This is a genomic window from Eikenella corrodens, assembly GCF_900187105.1.
GTDB lineage: Bacteria > Pseudomonadota > Gammaproteobacteria > Burkholderiales > Neisseriaceae > Eikenella > Eikenella corrodens.
The window spans coordinates 1,209,890-1,230,224 of sequence record NZ_LT906482.1 but is presented as its reverse complement, the minus strand read 5'-3'; the positions used below and the strand labels follow the sequence as shown (position 1 = coordinate 1,230,224).

At 46.8% G+C, this 20,335-nt stretch carries 32 protein-coding genes and 1 pseudogene; 3 read left to right on the top strand and 30 right to left on the bottom strand.

Annotated features, from left to right (window positions below; translation table 11 throughout):
* Positions 1-266 precede the first annotated feature (266 nt).
* The 28 genes from rplQ to rplC form a co-directional block, all read right to left on the bottom strand.
* Complete coding sequence (gene rplQ / locus CKV94_RS06210) at positions 267-653, bottom strand: 50S ribosomal protein L17 (RefSeq protein ID WP_023887670.1); 387 nt, start codon at positions 651-653, stop codon at positions 267-269.
* A gap of 27 nt (positions 654-680) precedes the next feature.
* The gene (locus CKV94_RS06205; RefSeq protein WP_003823825.1) at positions 681-1,658 is read right to left on the bottom strand and encodes a DNA-directed RNA polymerase subunit alpha; all 978 of its coding nucleotides are present in this window, start codon (positions 1,656-1,658) and stop codon (positions 681-683) included.
* A gap of 29 nt (positions 1,659-1,687) precedes the next feature.
* A complete protein-coding gene (gene rpsD / locus CKV94_RS06200; RefSeq protein ID WP_023887669.1) occupies positions 1,688-2,308 on the bottom strand; it encodes a 30S ribosomal protein S4 in 621 nt (206 codons plus the stop codon).
* Positions 2,309-2,325: 17 nt separating this feature from the next.
* The gene (gene rpsK, locus CKV94_RS06195) at positions 2,326-2,721 is read right to left on the bottom strand and encodes a 30S ribosomal protein S11 (protein WP_003823823.1); all 396 of its coding nucleotides are present in this window, start codon (positions 2,719-2,721) and stop codon (positions 2,326-2,328) included.
* 13 nt (positions 2,722-2,734) lie between these two features.
* Positions 2,735-3,100 (bottom strand): 30S ribosomal protein S13, encoded by a 366-nt coding sequence (gene rpsM / locus CKV94_RS06190; RefSeq protein ID WP_003823821.1) that lies wholly within the window; start codon positions 3,098-3,100, stop codon positions 2,735-2,737.
* A 61-nt stretch (positions 3,101-3,161) separates the two neighbouring features.
* On the bottom strand, positions 3,162-3,275 hold the full coding sequence (gene rpmJ / locus CKV94_RS06185) for a 50S ribosomal protein L36 (RefSeq protein ID WP_049259016.1): 114 nt from the start codon (positions 3,273-3,275) through the stop codon (positions 3,162-3,164).
* A gap of 20 nt (positions 3,276-3,295) precedes the next feature.
* The gene (infA, locus tag CKV94_RS06180; RefSeq protein WP_049259017.1) at positions 3,296-3,514 is read right to left on the bottom strand and encodes a translation initiation factor IF-1; all 219 of its coding nucleotides are present in this window, start codon (positions 3,512-3,514) and stop codon (positions 3,296-3,298) included.
* 25 nt (positions 3,515-3,539) lie between these two features.
* On the bottom strand, positions 3,540-4,811 hold the full coding sequence (gene secY / locus CKV94_RS06175; protein ID WP_003823820.1) for a preprotein translocase subunit SecY: 1,272 nt from the start codon (positions 4,809-4,811) through the stop codon (positions 3,540-3,542).
* A gap of 49 nt (positions 4,812-4,860) precedes the next feature.
* Positions 4,861-5,301 carry a 50S ribosomal protein L15 gene (gene rplO, locus CKV94_RS06170; protein WP_035580663.1) on the bottom strand — a complete coding sequence of 147 codons (441 nt, stop codon included), beginning with the start codon at positions 5,299-5,301 and terminating at the stop codon, positions 4,861-4,863.
* 2 nt (positions 5,302-5,303) lie between these two features.
* On the bottom strand, positions 5,304-5,489 hold the full coding sequence (gene rpmD, locus CKV94_RS06165) for a 50S ribosomal protein L30 (protein WP_049259028.1): 186 nt from the start codon (positions 5,487-5,489) through the stop codon (positions 5,304-5,306).
* Positions 5,490-5,491: 2 nt separating this feature from the next.
* Positions 5,492-5,998, bottom strand: a complete 507-nt coding sequence (gene rpsE, locus CKV94_RS06160; RefSeq protein ID WP_003823818.1) for a 30S ribosomal protein S5 — start codon at positions 5,996-5,998, stop codon at positions 5,492-5,494.
* 30 nt (positions 5,999-6,028) lie between these two features.
* Positions 6,029-6,382: a 50S ribosomal protein L18 gene (gene rplR / locus CKV94_RS06155; RefSeq protein WP_035580660.1), complete on the bottom strand. Its 354-nt coding sequence runs from the start codon at positions 6,380-6,382 to the stop codon at positions 6,029-6,031.
* Between the two features lie 16 nt (positions 6,383-6,398).
* Positions 6,399-6,932 carry a 50S ribosomal protein L6 gene (rplF, locus tag CKV94_RS06150; protein ID WP_003823815.1) on the bottom strand — a complete coding sequence of 178 codons (534 nt, stop codon included), beginning with the start codon at positions 6,930-6,932 and terminating at the stop codon, positions 6,399-6,401.
* A 33-nt stretch (positions 6,933-6,965) separates the two neighbouring features.
* A complete protein-coding gene (gene rpsH / locus CKV94_RS06145; protein ID WP_003823814.1) occupies positions 6,966-7,358 on the bottom strand; it encodes a 30S ribosomal protein S8 in 393 nt (130 codons plus the stop codon).
* A gap of 18 nt (positions 7,359-7,376) precedes the next feature.
* A complete protein-coding gene (gene rpsN, locus CKV94_RS06140; RefSeq protein WP_049259020.1) occupies positions 7,377-7,682 on the bottom strand; it encodes a 30S ribosomal protein S14 in 306 nt (101 codons plus the stop codon).
* 2 nt (positions 7,683-7,684) lie between these two features.
* Entirely contained in the window at positions 7,685-8,224 is a 540-nt protein-coding gene (gene rplE / locus CKV94_RS06135) for a 50S ribosomal protein L5 (protein WP_003823812.1), read from the bottom strand.
* Between the two features lie 21 nt (positions 8,225-8,245).
* Entirely contained in the window at positions 8,246-8,566 is a 321-nt protein-coding gene (gene rplX / locus CKV94_RS06130) for a 50S ribosomal protein L24 (protein ID WP_003823811.1), read from the bottom strand.
* Positions 8,567-8,577: 11 nt separating this feature from the next.
* Positions 8,578-8,946, bottom strand: a complete 369-nt coding sequence (gene rplN / locus CKV94_RS06125) for a 50S ribosomal protein L14 (RefSeq protein WP_003823810.1) — start codon at positions 8,944-8,946, stop codon at positions 8,578-8,580.
* 191 nt (positions 8,947-9,137) lie between these two features.
* Positions 9,138-9,401 carry a 30S ribosomal protein S17 gene (gene rpsQ, locus CKV94_RS06120; RefSeq protein ID WP_003823809.1) on the bottom strand — a complete coding sequence of 88 codons (264 nt, stop codon included), beginning with the start codon at positions 9,399-9,401 and terminating at the stop codon, positions 9,138-9,140.
* Positions 9,394-9,591: a 50S ribosomal protein L29 gene (gene rpmC, locus CKV94_RS06115; RefSeq protein WP_035573964.1), complete on the bottom strand. Its 198-nt coding sequence runs from the start codon at positions 9,589-9,591 to the stop codon at positions 9,394-9,396. Before rpmC ends, rpsQ begins: the two co-directional genes overlap by 8 nt.
* Entirely contained in the window at positions 9,591-10,007 is a 417-nt protein-coding gene (gene rplP, locus CKV94_RS06110; protein ID WP_003823806.1) for a 50S ribosomal protein L16, read from the bottom strand. Before rplP ends, rpmC begins: the two co-directional genes overlap by 1 nt.
* Complete coding sequence (gene rpsC / locus CKV94_RS06105; RefSeq protein WP_023887663.1) at positions 9,991-10,686, bottom strand: 30S ribosomal protein S3; 696 nt, start codon at positions 10,684-10,686, stop codon at positions 9,991-9,993. Before rpsC ends, rplP begins: the two co-directional genes overlap by 17 nt.
* 9 nt (positions 10,687-10,695) lie before the next feature.
* Entirely contained in the window at positions 10,696-11,025 is a 330-nt protein-coding gene (gene rplV / locus CKV94_RS06100; protein WP_003823802.1) for a 50S ribosomal protein L22, read from the bottom strand.
* Between the two features lie 8 nt (positions 11,026-11,033).
* The gene (rpsS, locus tag CKV94_RS06095) at positions 11,034-11,309 is read right to left on the bottom strand and encodes a 30S ribosomal protein S19 (RefSeq protein ID WP_003823801.1); all 276 of its coding nucleotides are present in this window, start codon (positions 11,307-11,309) and stop codon (positions 11,034-11,036) included.
* Positions 11,310-11,314: 5 nt separating this feature from the next.
* The gene (rplB, locus tag CKV94_RS06090; RefSeq protein ID WP_003823800.1) at positions 11,315-12,148 is read right to left on the bottom strand and encodes a 50S ribosomal protein L2; all 834 of its coding nucleotides are present in this window, start codon (positions 12,146-12,148) and stop codon (positions 11,315-11,317) included.
* Between the two features lie 5 nt (positions 12,149-12,153).
* Entirely contained in the window at positions 12,154-12,468 is a 315-nt protein-coding gene (gene rplW / locus CKV94_RS06085; RefSeq protein ID WP_023887662.1) for a 50S ribosomal protein L23, read from the bottom strand.
* A complete protein-coding gene (gene rplD, locus CKV94_RS06080) occupies positions 12,465-13,085 on the bottom strand; it encodes a 50S ribosomal protein L4 (RefSeq protein ID WP_003823798.1) in 621 nt (206 codons plus the stop codon). The genes rplW and rplD overlap by 4 nt, the downstream gene beginning before the upstream one ends.
* Positions 13,085-13,729, bottom strand: coding sequence for a 50S ribosomal protein L3 (gene rplC, locus CKV94_RS06075; RefSeq protein WP_003823796.1), 645 nt, complete (start codon positions 13,727-13,729; stop codon positions 13,085-13,087). The genes rplD and rplC overlap by 1 nt, the downstream gene beginning before the upstream one ends.
* 308 nt (positions 13,730-14,037) lie before the next feature.
* On the opposite strand from rplC, the gene CKV94_RS06070 reads away from it, so the two are divergent.
* Positions 14,038-14,880, top strand: coding sequence for a class II glutamine amidotransferase (locus tag CKV94_RS06070; RefSeq protein WP_003823793.1), 843 nt, complete (start codon positions 14,038-14,040; stop codon positions 14,878-14,880).
* A 51-nt stretch (positions 14,881-14,931) separates the two neighbouring features.
* Here the strand turns inward: CKV94_RS06070 and CKV94_RS06065 are convergent, their stop codons facing one another.
* A complete protein-coding gene (locus tag CKV94_RS06065) occupies positions 14,932-15,177 on the bottom strand; it encodes a hypothetical protein (protein WP_141744154.1) in 246 nt (81 codons plus the stop codon).
* A gap of 19 nt (positions 15,178-15,196) precedes the next feature.
* Here CKV94_RS06065 and lysS point away from each other — a divergent pair, with 19 nt between their 5' ends.
* Together lysS and CKV94_RS11365 are read left to right on the top strand one after the other, a co-directional pair.
* Entirely contained in the window at positions 15,197-16,717 is a 1,521-nt protein-coding gene (gene lysS / locus CKV94_RS06060) for a lysine--tRNA ligase (RefSeq protein WP_003823791.1), read from the top strand.
* Positions 16,718-17,178: 461 nt separating this feature from the next.
* Positions 17,179-17,291, top strand: a pseudogene (locus tag CKV94_RS11365) (IS5/IS1182 family transposase); the annotation flags it as partial.
* An 87-nt stretch (positions 17,292-17,378) separates the two neighbouring features.
* Here CKV94_RS11365 and secA read toward each other — a convergent pair.
* Positions 17,379-20,123: a preprotein translocase subunit SecA gene (gene secA / locus CKV94_RS06050; protein ID WP_003823790.1), complete on the bottom strand. Its 2,745-nt coding sequence runs from the start codon at positions 20,121-20,123 to the stop codon at positions 17,379-17,381.
* Positions 20,124-20,335: the final 212 nt, after the last annotated feature.

Sequence of the window (20,335 nt, the reverse complement as noted above, 5' to 3'; positions counted from 1 at the left end):
AACTATATTCACCAACAGCAACGACTCATCTATCGCTATACTTTATATACCGCATTCAGCTCGTCAGCTTGTATGAAAATAATTGCTCCAGCTATAACCAACTAAATTGGCTCTCAAACACAAGGCAGCGAGCTACAAACAGTACCGTAGTAAAAGTTCAGTTGACTTGCGCTATATACGTCAACTACAAAACCTAAACCCATATAAATTAAAGCTGAATCCCATGCAATCACACATAGGATCCAGCTTTTAACTTAATTATGCAGTTATGCTGCTTCAGTATTTGAGTCTTCAGCGGCCAAATCGGTCAACTGCACCAATGCTAACGGCGCATTATCGCCCTTACGGAAGCCATATTTCAAAATACGCACATAACCACCATTACGGTTGGCAAAACGAGTACCCAACTCATCGAATAGTTTAACTACAACATCTCTGTCGCGAGTTCTATTGAAGGCGGTACGGCGATTAGCCAAAGAAGGCTTCTTACCCAAAGTAATCAAAGGCTCTACTACTCGTCTCAACTCTTTAGCTTTAGGCAAAGTAGTCACGATAGTTTCATGGGTTAAAAGCGAGTTAGCCATATTACGCAACATCGCTGCACGATGGCTGCTTGTACGGTTTAATTTGCGGTTGGCATTACCATGACGCATAATTTTATTATCCTTTTCAATTAAATATTAAGGCTTATCCAAACCAACAGGTGGCCACACATCTAGTTTCGAACCCAAGGTCAAGCCTTTTGAAGCCAATACTTCTTTAATCTCGTTCAAAGATTTTCTGCCCAAATTCGGAGTCTTCAGCAATTCAGTTTCGGTTCGCTGAATCAAATCACCAATATAGTAGATGTCTTCAGCTTTCAAGCAATTCGCTGAGCGAACTGTCAATTCCAAATCATCTACTGGGCGTAGCAGAATCGGGTCGATAGGCGGTGCTTCTTCTTTCGACTCCTCGACCGGCGTCCCTTCCAAGTCAGCAAATACTGACATCTGATCAATCAGTATACGAGCTGCCCGACGCACAGCCTCCTCTGGATCAATTGCACCATTGGTTTCAATATCTAAAACCAAGCAATCTAAGTCCGTCCGCTGCTCCACACGAGCAGCCTGAACCTCAAAGCTAACACGATGAACTGGAGAAAAGTTGGCATCCAAATGAATAGCGCCAATTTGTTTGTGGTCATCATTCCTGCTGCTAACAGTTTGATAGCCACGGCCTTTTTCCACAGTAATTGTCAGTTCAATCTTGCCATTATCAGACAAGCGGCAAATAACATGTTCTGGATTAATTACTTCCACATCATGCGGCAATTCTAAATCAGCAGCAGTTACCACACCACTACCTGATTTATTTAAGCTAACCTGAACCGAATCACGACCCTGAAGCTTGAATACCACACCTTTAATATTCAGCAAGATATCTACAACATCTTCCTGAACACCATCTAAAGTAGAATATTCATGCAGTGCGCCATCAATTACTACCTCTGTAGGTGCAAAACCATTCATTGATGACAGCAATATACGACGCAATGCATTGCCTAATGTATAACCAAAACCCCGCTCAAATGGCTCCATAAAAACTTTTGCACGCGTTGCAGACAAGGCATCTACATCAATCTGTCGCGGCTTCAGAAATTCATAGGTGCTGTTTTGCATTTAACTGCCCCTTTTTTGAGCCAATGAAATTATTTTGAGTAAAACTCAACCACTAACTGTTCGTTAATATCGCTATACAAGTCAACACGATCAGGCATATTTCTAAATACGCCCTCTTGTTTATCGACATCTACAGAAACCCAACTTGGCAAGCCAATCTGAGTAGCCAACTGCAATGATTCCTGGATACGAACCTGCTTCTTAGCTTTTTCCCTCACAGAAACAGTATCTCCAGCTTTCACTTGGAAAGATGGGATATTAACTACTTCACCATTTACCAAAATTGCTTTATGAGACACCAACTGACGAGCTTCGGCACGAGTAGAACCAAAACCCATGCGATATACTACGTTATCCAACCGTGACTCAAGCAGTTGCAACAACAACTCACCAGTAGCACCCTTACGGCGTGAGGCTTCAGCAAAATAACGGCGGAACTGTCTCTCTAGCACGCCATATAATCTGCGGATTTTTTGTTTCTCACGCAGCTGGATACCATAATCAGATAAACGGCCTCTTCTTGCACCATGCTGACCAGGGGCATTTTCGAGTTTACATTTTGATTCAATAGAACGGCGCGCACTTTTCAAAAAAAGATCGCTACCTTCACGACGAGCTAATTTGCATTTAGGGCCAATATAACGTGCCATAAGTTAATTACTCCAGATTAAATACGACGTTTTTTAGGTGGACGACATCCATTATGAGGCAATGGAGTAACATCAGTAATACTTACAATCTTAAAACCAATAGCATTTAGAGAGCGAACAGAAGACTCTCGACCAGGCCCAGGCCCTTTAATGCGAACTTCCAAATTCTTCACACCATACTCCTGTGCGGCCTTACCAGCTGCTTCTGCAGCCACTTGAGCAGCAAAGGGAGTACTTTTGCGAGAACCTTTAAATCCTGCACCACCAGATGTAGCCCAAGACAAAACATTACCCTGTCGATCAGTGATAGTAATAATAGTATTATTAAAAGAAGCATGAATATGGACGATACCATCATTCACTACTTTCCGTACTTTTTTACGCGTACGCGCAGCTGTAGTTGCTTTAGCCATTTAACTTAATCTCCTAACCTTTTTTGCCTGCAATTGCCTTACGAGGACCTTTTCTAGTACGTGCATTAGTCCTAGTACGCTGCCCACGACACGGCAAACCACGACGGTGACGAAAGCCACGGTAGCAACCCATATCAATCAATCGCTTGATATTCATAGTAATTTCGCGACGCAAATCACCTTCAACCTCATACTGCGCAACCTGTTCACGCAAAGCATCCAACTGTCCCTCTGTCAAATCCTTTACCTTAGTATCAGGGGCAATAGCTGCATTATTACAAATCAATTTTGCACGACTTGCACCAATACCATAAATTGCCTGCAACCCAATTACAACATGGGCATTATTAGGAATATTCACTCCTGCAACACGAGCCATTCTTCGTTTCCTTTAAGACGAAAAGCTACACAAACATAGCATATTTTTATTTTAAAACAAATTAGCCTTGTCGCTGTTTATGACGCGGATCTGTACAGATCACCCTCACAACGCGATTGCGACGAATAACCTTGCAATTGCGACAAATCTTCTTTACCGATGGTTGAACACGCATTTATTTTCCTTTTTCATGATTTAACGAGCTCGAAAAACGATACGAGCACGGGATAAGTCATAAGGTGTCATTTCTACAGTAACCTTATCACCAGGTGAAATCCGGATATAGTGCATCCGCATCTTCCCAGAAATATGCCCTAATACTTCATGGCCATTTTCTAGTTTAATCTTAAAAGTTGCATTAGGCAAAGTTTCCAACACCTCACCCTGCATTTGTATAGTATCTTCTTTAGCCATAATCTCTTTTACTTACAGAGTACAATTACTTCTTAGCTGAACTCTTTCTCATTAAATGCTCATACTGTTGGTTCATACGGTAGGAGGCAACTTGAGTACCAAAGTCCATAGTAACAACAACTAAAATAAGAAGAGATGTCCCACCCAAATGAAATGGGATGCCTAGCACTCCTGTAACAAACTCTGGAATCAAGCAAATAATAGTTATATACAACGCACCAAAGAAGGTAAGACGCATAACTACTTTTTCCAAATAATTTGAAGTTTGCTCACCCGGCCGGATACCTGGGACAAAAGCCCCACTCTTCTTTAAATTCTCAGCCATTTCTCTTGGACTAAATACTAGTGCAGTATAAAAATAGCAGAAGAAAATTATGGCTGCTGTAAATACTACCAAATATAAAGATTTACCTGGGGAAAGGTTAGCAGAGATAAAATCAACAAACGCATTACCATCCACTCTTTTATCCAGCCATCCAATAATCTGTGATGGGAACAAAATTACGCTAGATGCAAAAATCGGAGGAATCACGCCTGCCATGTTTATTTTAAATGGCAAATGGGTTTTTTGCCCTTGTACAATTCGGTTCCCGATTTGTCGACGCGCATAATGAATAGGAATCTTACGCTGGCCACTCTCAATATAAACAACGATATAAATCAGGCACAACCCACCAAACAATACAAAAAGAATTGTCCCATAGCCACTAGCACCGGTAATTGCCAAATTTAACAAGTTACTAACCGCACTAGGGAGGGCCGCCACGATGCCTGCTGTAATTAATAGTGAAACCCCATTACCAATACCACGTTCAGTCATCTGCTCCCCAAGCCACATCAAGAACATGGTACCAGTCACCAGACATGTAATTGCAGAAATATAGAACTCTGTCCGCCCAATCACTACAAGATCTGGCCGCTGGTAAACAACTGCTGCCGCTGCAAATGCCTGTACGACCGCAACAAGCAAAGTTCCCCAACGAGTATATTTGGTTAAAGTTCGACGACCGGCTTCACCCTCCTTTTTTAAGGCCTTTAACGATGGAAGCACCTCAGCAACCAATTGAATAATAATAGATGCTGAAATATATGGCATAATTCCTATGGCAAAAATACTAAACCTCTCTAAAGAACCTCCCGAAAAGAGATTAAGCATTCCCAAAATACCAGCGTTACCTTCCTTAAAACTATTAGCTAGTGCTGCAGCATTGACTCCAGGCACAGGAATATGAGCCCCTACCCTAAAGACGATAAGAGCCCCGAGCAAAAATAACAGGCGTCTTCTTAAATCATTCATTCTTGCTAAATTCCTAATTATAGCCGCCGCTTGATATTTTTAAGAAATATCAAGACGGCTCTACAACTCCACCAACAGCTTCAATAGCTGCCTGAGCACCTTTTGTAACCTTAATGTCGCTACGGACAGTCAGCGCTTTAGAGATAGACCCAGTGGCAACCACCTTAACTGCGTTCACCCTAGAGTTTAATAAACCATTTTGTTTTAACGTTAGGATATCAACCTCTTTACCACTCACTTTATTTAAGTCAGACAAGGTAATAACTGCAACCTGTAAAGAAGAGATTGGCTTAAAGCCTCTCTTGGGAAGACGGCGCTGGAGAGGCATCTGCCCACCTTCGAAACCAACCTTATGGAATCCCCCAGCACGGCTTTTTTGCCCCTTATGTCCACGACCACATGTCTTACCAAGACCACTACCAATGCCGCGCCCAACACGACGCTTAGCATGAGAAGAGCCTACAGATGGTTGAATTGTATTCAAAAACATAATCAGCCCCCAACCTTCAAGAGATAACTTACTTTATTAATCATTCCACGATTTTCAGGAGTATCTAGCACTTCAACTGAATGATGCCGATGGCGCAAACCCAAACCACGGACACACTGCCGATGAGATTCAACCGTACCAATTAAGCTCTTAGTAAGCGTTACAGTAATTGTCTTTTGTGTACTCATCATTAAACCCCTAACTCTTCCACAGATATACCGCGCTTAGCTGCTACCTCACTTGGGGTATATAATTTTGCCAAGCCGTCCAAAGTGGCTCGAACGATATTATATGGATTAGTAGAACCATGTACTTTTGCTGAAATATTATGAACACCCATTGCTTCAAAAATTAGTCGCATTGGGCCGCCAGCCTTTACACCACTACCTTCTTTGGCAGGCTGCATAAACACCTTTGTAGCACCATGTTTACCAACCACCTCATGGTGAATAGTTCCATTATTCAATGACACCTTAATCATTGAACGTCTAGCCTGATCCATAGCTTTCTGAACCGCAACGGGTACTTCTTTAGATTTACCCTTCCCCATTCCAATGCGGCCATCACCATCGCCAACCACTGTCAGCGCTGAAAACGCCATAATTCGACCACCCTTAACTACCTTGGTGACACGATTAACGGCAACCATTTTTTCAATCAATCCATCATTACGCTCTTCAATATCTTGCTTTGCCATAATCTGATCCTCAACTCTGTAACTATTATTCTAAAAATTCAAGCCATTTTCACGAGCAGCCTCTGCCAACGCTTTGACACGCCCATGATACTGAAAACCAGATCTATCAAAAGCAACTCTCTCAATACCCAATGCTTTAGCTTTTTCTGCAATTCTTTTACCCACTAAAGATGCAGCTTGAACATTACTGCATGAGTCTAAGCTTTTCCTTACCTCTGACTCTAGCGTGGAAGCCTGAGACAAAACGACACCTCCACTCGCATCAATTATCTGCGCGTAAATATGGTTATTGCTTCGAAATACACACAGCCTAATCTCTCCAAGCTGCTTTATGCGTGCACGTGCTTTATGTGCACGACGAGCTCTTCTAGTATACTTATCCATGAATGCAATTCCTTAGCTATTTTTTCTTTGCTTCTTTCAAAACTACCACTTCATCCAAATAGCGTACACCCTTGCCTTTATAAGGCTCAGGAGGTCGAAAACCACGAATTTCAGCTGCTACCTGCCCTACAATTTGCTTATTGGCTCCCTTTAACACTATCTCTGTAGGAGTCGGTGTTTGAACAGAAACACCTTCTGGCATATCATAAACAACAGGGTGTGAGAATCCCAAAGAAAGATTCAAGGTAGAACCTTGAGCCTGCGCACGATACCCTACGCCAACCAACTGCAATCTTTTCTCAAACCCTTCAGCCAACCCTTTAACCATATTAGCTGCAATAGCCCGAATAGTACCTGACATTGCATCTGCTTCTTTAGTATTAGCAACAGCAGAAAATGCTAACTGCCCATCAGCAAACTGAACAGATATACTGCTAGGCACTGCAACACTCAACTTGTCACTCTTATTCTTTATTACCAACTTACCAGCCCCAAGCTCAACATCAAGACCAGTAGGGACATGCACTGGATTTTTTGCTATACGAGACATTTTAAATAAAGCTCCTTAATTGGCTACTTAAAGTTAAGCCACAACGCACAACAACTCGCCACCCACACCTGCGGCAAGAGCCTTATGCCCAGTCATCACACCCTTGGATGTACTAACGATAGCAATACCCAACCCATTCATAACTCGCGGAATTGAATCTGCACCCTTATATACTCTTAAGCCGGGACGAGAAACTCTCTTAATTTGCTCAATTACCGGCTTTCCTAGGTAATATTTCAACTGAATTTCCAAAATGGGCTTCACACCTGAAGACACCGAAAAGCTATCAATATACCCTTCCTCCTGCAGAACTTTAGCAATTGCACATTTCACCTTAGAAGAAGGCATAGCAACGGAAGCTTTATTTGCACGCTGCGCATTACGAATGCGAGTCAGCATATCAGAAATAGGATCATGCATACTCATTACTATTTATCCTTAAATTTACCAGCTGGCCTTAATAACACCAGGAATCTCACCACGCATCGCAATTTCGCGAATCTTAGTACGCCCTAAACCAAACTTACGGAAGGTGCCACGTGGTCGACCCGTTAAAGCACAGCGTCTTCTTTGACGAATAGGTGATGCATTTCGAGGAATAGCTTGGAGCTTTAAACGAGCCTCAAATCGCTCTTTATCACTTACCCCTGCATCATTAATTACTGCAAAAATTGCAGCCCTCTTCGCAGCATACTTTTTTGCAAGCGCAACGCGTTTAGCCTCTCGATTAATAAGAGCTTTTTTTGCCATGATTATCCCTTAAATGGAAATTTAAAAAGCGAAAGCAATGCTCTTGCCTCTTCATCTGTTTTCGCAGTAGTGGTAATTGTAATATTCAACCCACGAAGTGTATCAATCTTGTCGTACTCAATCTCAGGGAAAATAATCTGCTCACGAACACCCATATTATAATTACCTTGACCATCAAAAGATTTACCATTAACCCCTCGAAAGTCTCTAACACGCGGCAAAGCTACAGAAATCAATCTATCCAAGAATTCAAACATCCTCTCCTTACGGAGAGTAACCTTACAACCAACCGGATAGTCATCACGAATCTTAAACCCAGCAATTGATTTCCTAGCCAAAGTAACAACAGGTTTTTGCCCAGCAATTTTCTCCAAATCGCTAACAGCATGCTCCATCACTTTTTTATCAACAACTGCCTCACCAACCCCCATATTTAATGTTATCTTTTCAATACGAGGAACCTCCATGATGGACTTATATCCAAACTGCGACATCAACGCAGGAACAACCGTCTCAATATAAAACTCTCTCAACCGTGCCATACCTAAATTCCTTAGCTCAACTTAAGCCAACTCAGCACCGTTAGACTTAAACACTCTCACACGTCTAACCTTGCCATCATCATCAATCAACTTGACACCAACTCGATCCGCTTTCTGCGTCTCTTTGTTATAAATAGCGACGTTTGAAATGTGAATAGGCATATTTTTGATAACCACACCACCCTCAACATTACGCATAGGATTAGGCTTTTGGTGCCTCTTAACAAGATTCACACCCTCAACAACCACCTTATCACCTAACAAACGGGTAACTTGCCCCTGCTTGCCTTTATCTCTACCCGAGATAACAACAACATGATCGCCCTTAATAATTTTACTCATAATCTTATCTCTCAGATCACCTCAGGAGCCAACGAAACAATCTTCATGAACCGCTCAGTACGCAATTCACGCGTTACCGGCCCAAAAATTCGCGTACCCATAGGCTCAAGCTTAGCATTTAGCAGTACAGCAGCATTATTATCAAATTTAATTAACGCACCATCTGCACGGCGAATGCCTTTAGCTGTACGAACAACAACAGCATTATATACATCACCTTTTTTCACTCGGCCACGCGGAGCCGCATCTTTAACCGATACCTTAATAACATCACCAACGCTTGCATAACGGCGCTTAGAACCACCAAGCACCTTAATGCACATAACGCGACGAGCACCAGAGTTATCAGCCACATCCAAAATAGTCTGCATCTGAATCATGTCATTACCTTTTTAAAACCAACTTAACCTATCATTAGTCATTAAATAGATGACCAGCATCTACCAAAATAGATCAGTTTTGGCCCCGACAGGGAGAAACTCCTAGGAAACTAGAAGCTAGAAAGGCGAGGAGTTTACAGCTTTTTCTTTCCTACTGCAAGACCTCGCCTACAAAAATACCAAAATTACAACTAAATTTCTTGAGACTTCTCAAGCAGGCTTTGGACAACCCATGACTTTGTCTTGGACAAAGGGCGACCCTCAGCAATTACCACCACATCACCCACTTTGCACTCATTTCGCTCATCGTGAGCATGAATTTTAGTGGATCGCTGGATAATCTTACCGTACAAGGGGTGTTTTACTCTGCGCTCAATCAAGACGGTTACTGTTTTATCCATCTTGTCACTGATCACCCTACCTTGCAAAGTTCGAACAATTTTGGCATCACTCATTGCCAACCCCTTTCTCAGCTAACTTGGTTTTTACGCGAGCAATATCACGACGAACGCGCTTCAACTCACTATTCTTGCTTAGCTGGCCAGTAGCATGTTGCATACGCAAACTAAATTGCGTCTTTAACAAACCAACCAGATCAGCCTCTAGCTGCTCCAATGATTTGTCTTTTAAATCAATCATTTTCATCATTTACCTACCTGCCGGGACACAAAAGTTGTACGTATAGGCAATTTTGCAGCCGCTAAAGCAAACGCCTCTCTAGCCAAGGATTCTGATACTCCATCCATTTCATAGAGCACTTTGCCAGGCTTGATTTCAGCGACATAATACTCTACAGAGCCTTTACCGCCACCCATACGCACTTGGATTGGTTTTTCAGTAATAGGTTTATCTGGGAATACACGAATCCAAATACGCCCACCACGCTTAATATGACGAGTCATAGCACGTCGAGCCGCTTCAATCTGTCGAGCCGTTAATCTGCCACGACCAATTGCCTTCAAACCAAAATTACCAAAGCTGACATCGTATCCATTAGTAGCGACACCAGTATTGCGACCTTTATGCTGCTTGCGATATTTCATTCTAACCGGCTGTAGCATGGCGGCCACCTCCTTTTCTACGCTTATTCTCAGTGTTGGCATTTTCCAACAACTGTCCAGTCTCGCCCTTATAAACCCATACTTTCAGGCCTATAACACCATAGGTGGTATGCGCCTCGCTAGTGGCATATTCAACAGCTGCTCGCAAAGTATGCAACGGCACACGACCCTCACGATACCATTCGCTACGAGCGATATCCGCGCCATTCAGACGCCCTGAAGTCATGATTTTGATACCTTTAGCGCCAGCACGCATAGCATTTTGCATAGCACGCTTCATTGCGCGACGGAACTGTACACGTTTTTCCAACTGCTGAGCGATGCCATCAGCAATAACTTGCGCATCCAATTCAGGTTTGCGAATTTCTTCGATATTCACATGAACAGGAACACCAAGCAATTGTTGCAAATCTTGCTTCAATACCTCAATATCCTCGCCCTTTTTACCAATCACGACACCGGGGCGTGCAGTATGAATGGTGATGCGAGCAGATTTAGCCGGACGCTCAATCACTACGCGGCCTACTGAAGCATTGGCTAAGCGCTTACGCAAATAATCACGCACATCGATATCCTGCTTCAATACAGCAGCAAATTCTGTGCTCTTGGCAAACCACTTAGATGACCAGTCTTTATTTACAGCTAGGCGAAAGCCAGTTGGATGAATTTTTTGTCCCATAGCTTTTCCTTAGTTTCCTACTGTCACATTAATATGACACGTTTGTTTTTCAATACGGTTGCCACGACCTTTTGCCCGGGCACGGAATCGTTTTAAGCTCGGCCCCTTGTCCACAAAAATCGTTACAACTTTAAGCTCATCAATGTCAGCGCCTTCGTTATGCTCAGCATTAGCGATAGCAGACTCTAATACCTTTTTAATCAGCTCAGCACCTTTCTTTGTGCTAAACGTCAAAATATTAAGAGCTTGCTCTACCTCTTTGCCTCGAATTAAATCAGCAACTAACCGGGCTTTTTGAGCAGAAATACGGGCGTTTTTATGTTGTGCAGATACTCTCATGATTCACCTTATTTCTGAGCCTTTTTATCAGCCAAGTGTCCTTTAAAAGTACGAGTAAGCGCAAACTCACCCAACTTATGGCCAACCATATTATCGCTAATAAACACAGGCACGTGAGTGCGACCATTATGTACCGCAATAGTCAACCCAATAAAATCAGGGAGAATTGTTGAGCGGCGAGACCATGTTTTAATAGGACGCTTATCATTGCCGGCGCGAGCAGCATCAACTTTTTTCAGCAGGTGCAGATCGACATATGGACCTTTTTTCAATGAACGAGCCATATCAATTAACCTTTATTTGAATAGCGGCGACGAACGATCATATTGTCCGTACGCTTATTATTACGAGTTCGGTAACCCTTAGCCGGAGTACCCCATGGGCTGACAGGCTCACGAGCCTCACCGGTACGACCCTCACCACCACCATGCGGGTGATCTACAGGGTTCATTACCACACCGCGGACGGTCGGACGAATACCACGCCAGCGATTAGCACCAGCTTTACCAATTTTCTTCAGACTTTGCTCTTCATTGCCAACTTCGCCAACAGTGGCACGGCAATCAATATGGATCTTACGCACTTCACCTGAGCGCAGGCGAACTTGAGCGTAAACACCTTCTTTAGCCAGCAAAACCGCGGAAGCACCAGCTGAACGAGCAATCTGAGCACCTTTGCCAGGCTTCATCTCGATACAGTGGATGGTGGTACCAACCGGAATATTACGAATTGGCAAAGCATTACCAACTTTGATTGCAGCTTCTGCGCCAGAAACCAATACGGCACCCGCTTGGATACCGCGAGGAGCAATAATATAACGGCGCTCACCATCAGCGTAGCAAAGCAGCGCAATGAAAGCAGTACGGTTCGGATCGTACTCAATACGCTCAACTTTCGCAGGAATATTATCCTTATCGCGTTTAAAATCTACTACGCGGTAGTGATGTTTATGCCCACCACCTTTATGACGAGTAGTGATATGACCGTTATGATTGCGGCCAGCGATAGAGTTTTTCTTCTCCACCAGCGGCGCATAAGGAGCACCCTTATGCAGACCCTCTGCAACCACGCGAACCATGCCGCGGCGGCCTGCAGAAGTCGGCTTCATTTTTACAATAGCCATAATATTTATTCCTTATCTGCAGCTGCTGCAACAGATTCCAAATCCAGCTCCTGTCCGGCAGCCAAGCTGACATAAGCTTTCTTCACATTACTGCGGCGACCCAGAGTGCGACCAAAACGCTTTACTTTCCCTTTGATTGCAACTGTAGTCACAGAGGCTACCTGAACACCAAACAACAATTCAACAGCAGCTTTAACTTCTGCCTTGGTTGCATCAGGCAACACTTTAAAAGTCATCTGGTTGCGTTTCTCAGCCAACAAATTGCTCTTTTCAGAAACAACAGGAGCCAAAATTACTTTCATCAAACGTTGTTGATTCATACCCATTGCTCCTCAAGTTGTGCAACCGCTTCCTTAGTTACCACTACTTTTTTATAGCGAAGCAAGCTGTATGGATCAATCTGCTGAGCTTCCAGAACCAACACATTTGGCAGGTTACGTGAAGACAGATATACGTTTTCGTCCAGCTGATTGGTAACAAACAAAACCTGCTCCATACCCAAATTTTTCACTTGCTCAGCAAAAGCTTTGGTTTTAGGAGTAGCAACAGACAGCTCTTCAATCACAAACAAGCGCTCATCACGCACCAACTGAGACAAAATAGTCGCCATACCGGCACGGTACATCTTACGATTAACCTTCTGAGTAAAGTTTTCATCAGGCTTATTCGGGAATGTACGGCCACCCCCTCTCCACAGCGGAGAAGAAGACATACCAGCACGAGCGCGGCCAGTACCTTTTTGGCGCCACGGCTTTTTGGTGGAGTGCTTCACTTCAGCACGAGTCAGCTGTGCACGGTTGCCAGAACGGGCATTTGCCAAGAAAGCAGTAACCAGCTGGTGAACCAATGCCTCGTTATATTCACGAGCAAACAGTGCATCGGAAGCAGCAAGGCTACCTGAAACCTGGCCTTTAGCATCAATTACTTTTAATTCCATTACGCACCTACTTTCACGCTGGGGCGCACAACTACATCACCATTGGCGGCACCGGGAACAGCACCTTTAACCAACAGCAGATTGCGTTCCGCATCCACACGAACCACTTCCAAACGCTGCACGGTCGCAGTGGTATTACCATACTGACCAGCCATACGTTTACCCGGGAACACACGACCCGGATCTTGGTTCATACCGATAGAACCAGGAACACGGTGAGAACGAGAGTTACCGTGAGAAGCACGTTGCGCACCAAAGTTATGGCGCTTGATGGTACCAGCAAAGCCCTTACCTTTAGAGGTGCCGGTTACATCTACAAACTGGCCAGCTTCAAAAATAGCAACAGTTACTTCGTCGCCCACTTTCAATTCAGCCAATTTCTCTTCAGTCAAAGCAAACTCATGCAAACCGCGACCAGCCTCAACACCCGCTTTTGCAAAGTGCCCAGCTTCCGCTTTGTTTACACGATTAGCTTTCTTCTGACCAAAGGTAACCTGAACAGCCGCATAGCCGTCGGTATCTTTGGATTTTACCTGAGTGACGCGATTAGGAGACATTTCCAACACGGTTACCGGCACGGAAACACCTTGCTCGGTAAACACGCGAGTCATGCCCACTTTGCGCCCAACCAGACCTAAAGTCATGATTTTTCCTTATATAACAAGGGGTCAGCTACGATTGGCCGACCTTTTGGACAAAACAAAAAACTTGGCTAAAAATGCCAAGACGCACACTATACTATATTTTCACTAGAACTTTCAAGCAGAAACTTTGCCTTAGTTCTGCAGAATCAGGCTACCTGAAAATGCATATCATCCAAACGCAAACATATAGCCACGCGTTATATCGGTATAACAACAGGCAGGTTTTCAGGTAGCCTCAAGGTCGTTAAAATAATCATAGCGGTACAACACCTACCAGTTTTACTAAAACCAATCTCGAGGAACTCATCATGTGCCAGCTTTTGGGCATGAACTGCAACACCCCCACCGACATCGTTTTCTCTTTCGAAGGCTTCCGCCTGCGCGGCGGGCTCACCGACCGACATGCCGACGGCTTTGGCATTGGCTTTTTCGAAAACAAAGGCGTGCGTATGTTCCACGACGACAAGCCCAGCGCCAGCTCGCCGGTGGCCGATTTGGTAAAAACCTACCAAATCAAATCCACCAACGTCATCGCCCACATCCGCAAAGCCACCCAAGGCAGCGTCGGCTTAGCTAATACCCACCCCTTCATCCGCGAAATATGGGGCGAATACTGGCTGTTCGCCCACAACGGCCACCTTGGCGGCTTTCAACCTGAGGAAGGCCAATACTACCGCCCTGTCGGCAGCACCGATTCCGAACGTGCCTTCTGCTTCATACTGGAACAACTGCGCAACCGCTTTGAGCATAAGCCACCAGTGGGCAAATTGTTTGCAGAAGTGGCCGCACTCACAGCACAAATCCGCCACCACGGATTATTCAACTTTATGCTGTCTAACGGAGAAATCTTGTTTGCCCATGCCAGCACTCTGCTGTACTACATCATCCGCCAAGCCCCCTTTGGTGAAGCGCATCTTATCGATAACGATGTAGCTATAGATTTCGCCGCAGTAACCACTCCCAATGACCGTGTAGCCGTTATTGCCACACAACCCCTTACCGCCAACGAAACTTGGACGCAACTAGCCGTAAATGAATTGGTTGCTTTCCGCGATGGCGACATCATTCTGCGCGATTGCCCGGATAACCCTCGCTACCTCAGCCAGCAGGAAGGCTTGGCCATTGCCCGTGCTGCCGGCGTAGCCGCATAAATTCTCTCAATACTACAACAATCTGGCTGCCCTGCAGCCAGATTGTTGTCATTATTGCCATACCCCAAGCATTAACACTTGAAAATTTTTTGATTTAATCGCTTGACATACACCTTGCCTTTCCTTTACTTTACAGCCATGCCTTTGCATAAAGCTGCAGAGTTTCTCAAAAAGGAATATGCAAACATTGATTTTTGTCCAATTTGTGGCATGGGTCATTGATGCAATGGCATCTTCAGCAATGAAGTTTTTCAACCACTGAGACAAGCCACCAAATCCAAGAGTGCTGTCTCTCATTAATATATGGATGGATACCATGAATGAATCTCAACATACCGATACCCCCCAATTAGACGAAAGTCAGGTCATGGCAGTTCGTCGCGAGAAATTGGCAGAAATCCGCAAGCACGGCGTAGCGTTCCCGAACGACTTCCGTCGCAATGCTTTTGCCGGTGATCTGCAGAGCCAGTACGGCGAACTGTCTAAGGAAGAGTTGGAAGAAAAGAACGTAACCGTCAAGGTAGCAGGCCGCATGATGCTGCAACGCGATATGGGTAAGGCCAGCTTCGCCACCCTGCAAGACGTTTCCGGCCAAATCCAGCTCTACGTAAACGACCAGGGTGTTGGTGAGAAGATTCACGAAGAGTTCAAGCACTGGGACTTGGGCGATATCCTCGGCGCAGAAGGCGTGCTGTTTAAAACCAACCACGGCGAGCTGACCGTACGCGTAAGCCAAATCCGCCTGTTGGCCAAAGCCCTGCGCCCGCTGCCTGATAAAGTGCACGGCCTGAAAGACCAGGAAACCCGCTACCGCCAGCGTTATGCCGATTTGATCGTAAACGCCGAATCGCGCGAAATCTTCAAAAAACGTGGCCGCATCATCCAAACCATCCGCAACTTCATGACTGGCGAGCAGTATCTTGAAGTGGAAACCCCGATGATGCACCCGATTGCCGGTGGCGCAGCAGCCCGTCCATTCGTTACCCACCACAACGCGCTGGACATCCCGCTGTTTATGCGAATTGCTCCCGAGCTCTATCTGAAACGTTTGGTGGTAGGCGGTTTCGAGCGCGTGTTTGAAATCAACCGCAACTTCCGTAACGAAGGCGTGTCTGCCCGCCACAACCCCGAGTTCACCATGATGGAGTTCTACGAGGCATTCTCCGACTACCACCGCATGATGGACATGACCGAAGGCGTGATCCGCGCTTGCGCCAACGCCGTTTGCGGCAGCCTGCACGTTCCTTACAACGGTAAAGAAGTGGATCTGGAAAAACGCTTTGACCGCCTCACCATCGTGGACGCGATCAAAAAATACAATCCGCACTACACCGATGAGCAGCTGAACGATGAAGAATGGCTGAAAAAAGAAGTGGTAAAACACGGCGAAGACCTGCCCGCCGCCCCCGGCATCGGCAGCCTGCAGCTGGCCTTATTTGAAGGCTGCGCCGAAGGCAAGCTGTGGAACCCCACCTTCATCATCGACTATCCGGTTGAAGTGTCTCCCTTGGCCCGCGCTTCCGATACCAATCCGAAGCTCACCGAACGTTTCGAACTGTTTGCAGTAGGCCGCGAGCTGGCCAACGGCTACTCAGAGTTGAACGACCCGGAAGACCAGGCTGATCGCTTCAGATCACAAGTGGCTCAGAAAGAAGCCGGCGACGACGAAGCCATGAACTACGACGCCGACTACATCCGCGCCATGGAATACGGTCTGCCGCCCACCGGCGGTTGCGGTATCGGTATCGACCGCTTGGTAATGTTGCTGACCAACGCCCCGAGCATCCGCGACGTTATCCTGTTCCCGCATATGCGTCCGGAAGAAGGCCAGAACTAATCCTCAGGCTTAATCAAAGGCTACCTGAAATTTCAGGTAGCCTTTTTGTCGGCCCCTGCGCTTGTGAAGGCTATCTGAAAAATAGCTCTTTTCTGACAGTCTTCAACATTACATCAGCAAACTGTTTCATCGCACCTGCGAAGCAATGAAACCGGGCTGCAAGTCTCCGACAGCAAAGGTAGTACAACAAGTCTAGGGCACTGCATTCTTTAAGAGAATACCGATAGAGTTCGCTACCTGCCGACACATCCGCCATCACAGGCTACCTGAAACCACTCAGTAACAGGTAATGCCAATCCATCACGCCAGATAGTTTTCAGGTAGCCTGTTCAACCAAGAAGGCTACCTGAAAACATCTTCCTCAAAAACCCATAGGGAATGAAGACAAGACTGCGCTACTGCAGCTCATCTAGCCGAACTGCTTGCACATCCACCCCACCCGCCTTGTTCCACACTTTTTAACCCACTATAGTGGATTAAATTTAAATCAGGACAAGGCGGCGAGCCGCAGACAGTACAAATAGTACGGCAAGGCGAGCCAACGCTGTACTGGTTTAAATTTAATTCACTATATAAATCCTACCACTCCAAACAAAAGGCTACCTGAAACCCTGTATCCGGTTTTCAGGTAGCTTTTGATACCCAGTTTAAGCGGGGCTGTTTAGCTCAATTTGCCGTGGCACTGTTTGTAGCGCAGGCCGCTGCCGCAGGGGCAGGGGTCGTTGCGGTGTACCATTTGGCCACGGGCAGCAAGAGCTTCGGGGCTGAAGTCGTCTTCGGCAAAGTCAGCGGCTTCGGCGGCGTTGCCATTAGCAGCTAGATAAGTAATATCCGGCGCCGGAGCATGGTTTTCTTGATAAGCCATTTGCGCGGGAGCACTTTCCTCGGCCACCGGCTCATTCAGCTCGAAGCGCACTTGCGACAGAAGCCTTGCTGTTTCATTGCGGATGTTCTGCCACAGGTTTTGGAACATCTCGAAAGATTCCATTTTGTATTCCTGCTTCGGATTCTTCTGAGCGTAGCCGCGCAGGTGGATGCCTTGACGCAGATAGTCCATAGCAGAAAGATGTTCGCGCCATTGGCTGTCCATCACTTGCAGGAAGATATTGCGCTCAAACTGACGCATCAATTCGGCACCGACCATTTCGGTTTTAGCGGCATAGTCGTCTTGCGCCAGCTTCCAAACACGCTCCTTCACGTCTTGGTTGTCGAGGGTGGGGTCTTGCTTGAACCACTCGGTAACCGGAGCATGAATATGGAAGTCGGCAAACAGCTGTTTCTCCAGCGCCACCAAATCCCACTGCTCTTCGATGCTGTCGGCGGGCATATACAGATCAACCAAATTCTCGATTGCCTCTTGCCGCATCTCGGTCATCATGGCGGAGTTGTCTTCGGTTTCCAGCACTTCGTTGCGGCGGCTGTAGATAACCTTGCGCTGATCATTGGCCACGTCGTCGTATTCCAGCACTTGTTTACGCATGTCGAAGTTGCGGCCTTCCACTTTGCGCTGAGCGCTTTCAATCTGACGGGTAAGCAAATTGGCTTCAATCGGCACACCACGTTCCGGCGCCAGTTTATCGAGCAAGGCAGCGTGGCGGTCGAGCGCGAAGAGGCGCAGCAGCGGGTCTTCAAACGAGAGGTAGAAGCGGCTGGAGCCGATATCGCCCTGACGGCCGGAACGGCCGCGCAACTGGTTGTCGATACGGCGGCTTTCGTGGCGCTCGGTGCCGACGATGTGCAGGCCGCCGGCAGCGATTACGCGGTCGTGCTCTTCCTGCCAGCCGTCTTCCAGCTCTTTAATGCGGGCGGCTTTTTCTTCTTCGCTCAAATCGGGATTGTTGCGGATGATGTGGCTAAGATGTTTCACGTTACCGCCGAGTACGATGTCGGTACCGCGGCCGGCCATATTGGTGGCCACGGTAATCATGCCGGTTTTACCAGCCTGCGCCACGATATCGGCTTCGCGGGCGTGCTCTTTGGCGTTCAACACGTTGTGTGCCAAACCGGCGCGGGAGAGCATATTAGACACGAGCTCGGAGTTTTCGATGCTGGTGGTACCCACCAGGATGGGCTGACCTTTGGCATGACGCTCTTTAATATCGGCCACCACGGCTTCAAATTTTTCTTCGGCGGTGCGAAATACCTGATCGTTGAAGTCTTTGCGGATCATCGGCCGGTTGGTGGGGATAATCACGGTTTCCAAGCCGTAGATGCTTTGGAACTCGTAGGCTTCGGTGTCGGCGGTACCGGTCATGCCGGAGAGTTTGCTGTAGAGGCGGAAGTAGTTTTGGAAGGTAATGGAGGCCAAGGTTTGGTTTTCTTGGCGGATTTCCACGCCTTCTTTGGCTTCCACGGCCTGATGCAGGCCTTCCGACCAGCGGCGGCCGGTCATCAGGCGGCCGGTGAATTCATCCACAATCACGATTTCGCCGTCTTGCACCACATAATGCTCGTCCAAATTAAACAGGCTGTGGGCGCGCAAAGCGGCCATCAAGTGGTGCATCAGGGCGATGTTGGCGGTGGAATAGAGCGAATCGCCTTCCTGCAACAGGCCCATTTTGGTGAGGATTTGCTCAGCATGTTCATGGCCGGCTTCACTGAGCAATACGGTGCGGTTTTTCTCGTCCACCCAATAATCGCCCTCGCCCTCTTCTTCTTTCTGGCGTACCAGCTGGGCGGGCACTTTATTCATCACCAAATACAAATCGGTGTTGTCGTCGGCCTGGCCGGAGATGATGAGCGGGGTACGGGCTTCGTCAATCAGAATAGAGTCTACTTCGTCCACCACGGCAAAATTCAGCGCACGCTGCACTTTGTCGCTCAGCTGGTGCACCATATTGTCGCGCAGGTAGTCGAAGCCGAACTCGTTGTTGGTACCGTAGGTGATGTCGGCGTTATAGGCTTCGTGCTTGGCAGCCTGATCCATATTGGCCACAATCACGCCCACTTTCATGCCGAGGAAGTTGTAGAGCGGGCCCATGATATCGGCATCGCGGGCGGCGAGGTAGTCGTTTACCGTTACCACATGCACGCCTTTACCGGCGAGCGCGTTCAGATACACGGCCAGCGTAGCCACCAGGGTTTTGCCCTCGCCGGTTCGCATTTCGGCGATTTTGCCCTGGTGCAACACCATGCCGCCGATGAGCTGCACATCAAAATGGCGCATGCCCAGTGTGCGGCGGGAAGCTTCGCGGCACACGGCAAAAGCTTCTTCCAAAATGTCGTCCAAGGTTTCGCCCTTGGCGAGCCGTTGTTTGAATTCTGCGGTTTTGGCTTGCAGCGCCGCATCGTCGAGCTGCTGGATGTCTTTTTCCATGCCGTTGATGCGTACCACGGATTTGCGGTATTGTTTCAGAAGCCTGTCGTTGCGGCTGCCGAACACTTTCTTGGCCAGTGAAGTAATCATAAAATATTTAATCCCTTATGCGGTATTGCTGTTGCCCCGTGTGCTCGATTCAAACTGCGGCGGCATTCGCCTGCCGGCTTATTCCGGTTCAAATCTCATCCACTGCGATAGTAAAATAACGGGTAATTCTAGCATAATCAAACCTGTTCGCGCTTGGGAATATGGCTCGCCCTGGCAGGATTTCAAGCGCATCGGGCAGGCTTTTTTATCGG

What these genes read in the sequence shown, in the direction of transcription:
- rplQ (WP_023887670.1), bottom strand. Translation starts at nt 653, where the DNA reads ATGCGTCATGGTAATGCCAACCGCAAATTAAACCGTACAAGCAGCCAT.
- CKV94_RS06205 (WP_003823825.1), bottom strand. Translation starts at nt 1,658, where the DNA reads ATGCAAAACAGCACCTATGAATTTCTGAAGCCGCGACAGATTGATGTA.
- rpsD (WP_023887669.1), bottom strand. Translation starts at nt 2,308, where the DNA reads ATGGCACGTTATATTGGCCCTAAATGCAAATTAGCTCGTCGTGAAGGT.
- rpsK (WP_003823823.1), bottom strand. Translation starts at nt 2,721, where the DNA reads ATGGCTAAAGCAACTACAGCTGCGCGTACGCGTAAAAAAGTACGGAAA.
- rpsM (WP_003823821.1), bottom strand. Translation starts at nt 3,100, where the DNA reads ATGGCTCGTGTTGCAGGAGTGAATATTCCTAATAATGCCCATGTTGTA.
- rpmJ (WP_049259016.1), bottom strand. Translation starts at nt 3,275, where the DNA reads ATGCGTGTTCAACCATCGGTAAAGAAGATTTGTCGCAATTGCAAGGTT.
- infA (WP_049259017.1), bottom strand. Translation starts at nt 3,514, where the DNA reads ATGGCTAAAGAAGATACTATACAAATGCAGGGTGAGGTGTTGGAAACT.
- secY (WP_003823820.1), bottom strand. Translation starts at nt 4,811, where the DNA reads ATGAATGATTTAAGAAGACGCCTGTTATTTTTGCTCGGGGCTCTTATC.
- rplO (WP_035580663.1), bottom strand. Translation starts at nt 5,301, where the DNA reads ATGTTTTTGAATACAATTCAACCATCTGTAGGCTCTTCTCATGCTAAG.
- rpmD (WP_049259028.1), bottom strand. Translation starts at nt 5,489, where the DNA reads ATGAGTACACAAAAGACAATTACTGTAACGCTTACTAAGAGCTTAATT.
- rpsE (WP_003823818.1), bottom strand. Translation starts at nt 5,998, where the DNA reads ATGGCAAAGCAAGATATTGAAGAGCGTAATGATGGATTGATTGAAAAA.
- rplR (WP_035580660.1), bottom strand. Translation starts at nt 6,382, where the DNA reads ATGGATAAGTATACTAGAAGAGCTCGTCGTGCACATAAAGCACGTGCA.
- rplF (WP_003823815.1), bottom strand. Translation starts at nt 6,932, where the DNA reads ATGTCTCGTATAGCAAAAAATCCAGTGCATGTCCCTACTGGTCTTGAT.
- rpsH (WP_003823814.1), bottom strand. Translation starts at nt 7,358, where the DNA reads ATGAGTATGCATGATCCTATTTCTGATATGCTGACTCGCATTCGTAAT.
- rpsN (WP_049259020.1), bottom strand. Translation starts at nt 7,682, where the DNA reads ATGGCAAAAAAAGCTCTTATTAATCGAGAGGCTAAACGCGTTGCGCTT.
- rplE (WP_003823812.1), bottom strand. Translation starts at nt 8,224, where the DNA reads ATGGCACGGTTGAGAGAGTTTTATATTGAGACGGTTGTTCCTGCGTTG.
- rplX (WP_003823811.1), bottom strand. Translation starts at nt 8,566, where the DNA reads ATGAGTAAAATTATTAAGGGCGATCATGTTGTTGTTATCTCGGGTAGA.
- rplN (WP_003823810.1), bottom strand. Translation starts at nt 8,946, where the DNA reads ATGATTCAGATGCAGACTATTTTGGATGTGGCTGATAACTCTGGTGCT.
- rpsQ (WP_003823809.1), bottom strand. Translation starts at nt 9,401, where the DNA reads ATGAGTGATGCCAAAATTGTTCGAACTTTGCAAGGTAGGGTGATCAGT.
- rpmC (WP_035573964.1), bottom strand. Translation starts at nt 9,591, where the DNA reads ATGAAAATGATTGATTTAAAAGACAAATCATTGGAGCAGCTAGAGGCT.
- rplP (WP_003823806.1), bottom strand. Translation starts at nt 10,007, where the DNA reads ATGCTACAGCCGGTTAGAATGAAATATCGCAAGCAGCATAAAGGTCGC.
- rpsC (WP_023887663.1), bottom strand. Translation starts at nt 10,686, where the DNA reads ATGGGACAAAAAATTCATCCAACTGGCTTTCGCCTAGCTGTAAATAAA.
- rplV (WP_003823802.1), bottom strand. Translation starts at nt 11,025, where the DNA reads ATGAGAGTATCTGCACAACATAAAAACGCCCGTATTTCTGCTCAAAAA.
- rpsS (WP_003823801.1), bottom strand. Translation starts at nt 11,309, where the DNA reads ATGGCTCGTTCATTGAAAAAAGGTCCATATGTCGATCTGCACCTGCTG.
- rplB (WP_003823800.1), bottom strand. Translation starts at nt 12,148, where the DNA reads ATGGCTATTGTAAAAATGAAGCCGACTTCTGCAGGCCGCCGCGGCATG.
- rplW (WP_023887662.1), bottom strand. Translation starts at nt 12,468, where the DNA reads ATGAATCAACAACGTTTGATGAAAGTAATTTTGGCTCCTGTTGTTTCT.
- rplD (WP_003823798.1), bottom strand. Translation starts at nt 13,085, where the DNA reads ATGGAATTAAAAGTAATTGATGCTAAAGGCCAGGTTTCAGGTAGCCTT.
- rplC (WP_003823796.1), bottom strand. Translation starts at nt 13,729, where the DNA reads ATGACTTTAGGTCTGGTTGGGCGCAAAGTGGGCATGACTCGCGTGTTT.
- CKV94_RS06070 (WP_003823793.1), top strand. Translation starts at nt 14,038, where the DNA reads ATGTGCCAGCTTTTGGGCATGAACTGCAACACCCCCACCGACATCGTT.
- CKV94_RS06065 (WP_141744154.1), bottom strand. Translation starts at nt 15,177, where the DNA reads ATGAGAGACAGCACTCTTGGATTTGGTGGCTTGTCTCAGTGGTTGAAA.
- lysS (WP_003823791.1), top strand. Translation starts at nt 15,197, where the DNA reads ATGAATGAATCTCAACATACCGATACCCCCCAATTAGACGAAAGTCAG.
- secA (WP_003823790.1), bottom strand. Translation starts at nt 20,123, where the DNA reads ATGATTACTTCACTGGCCAAGAAAGTGTTCGGCAGCCGCAACGACAGG.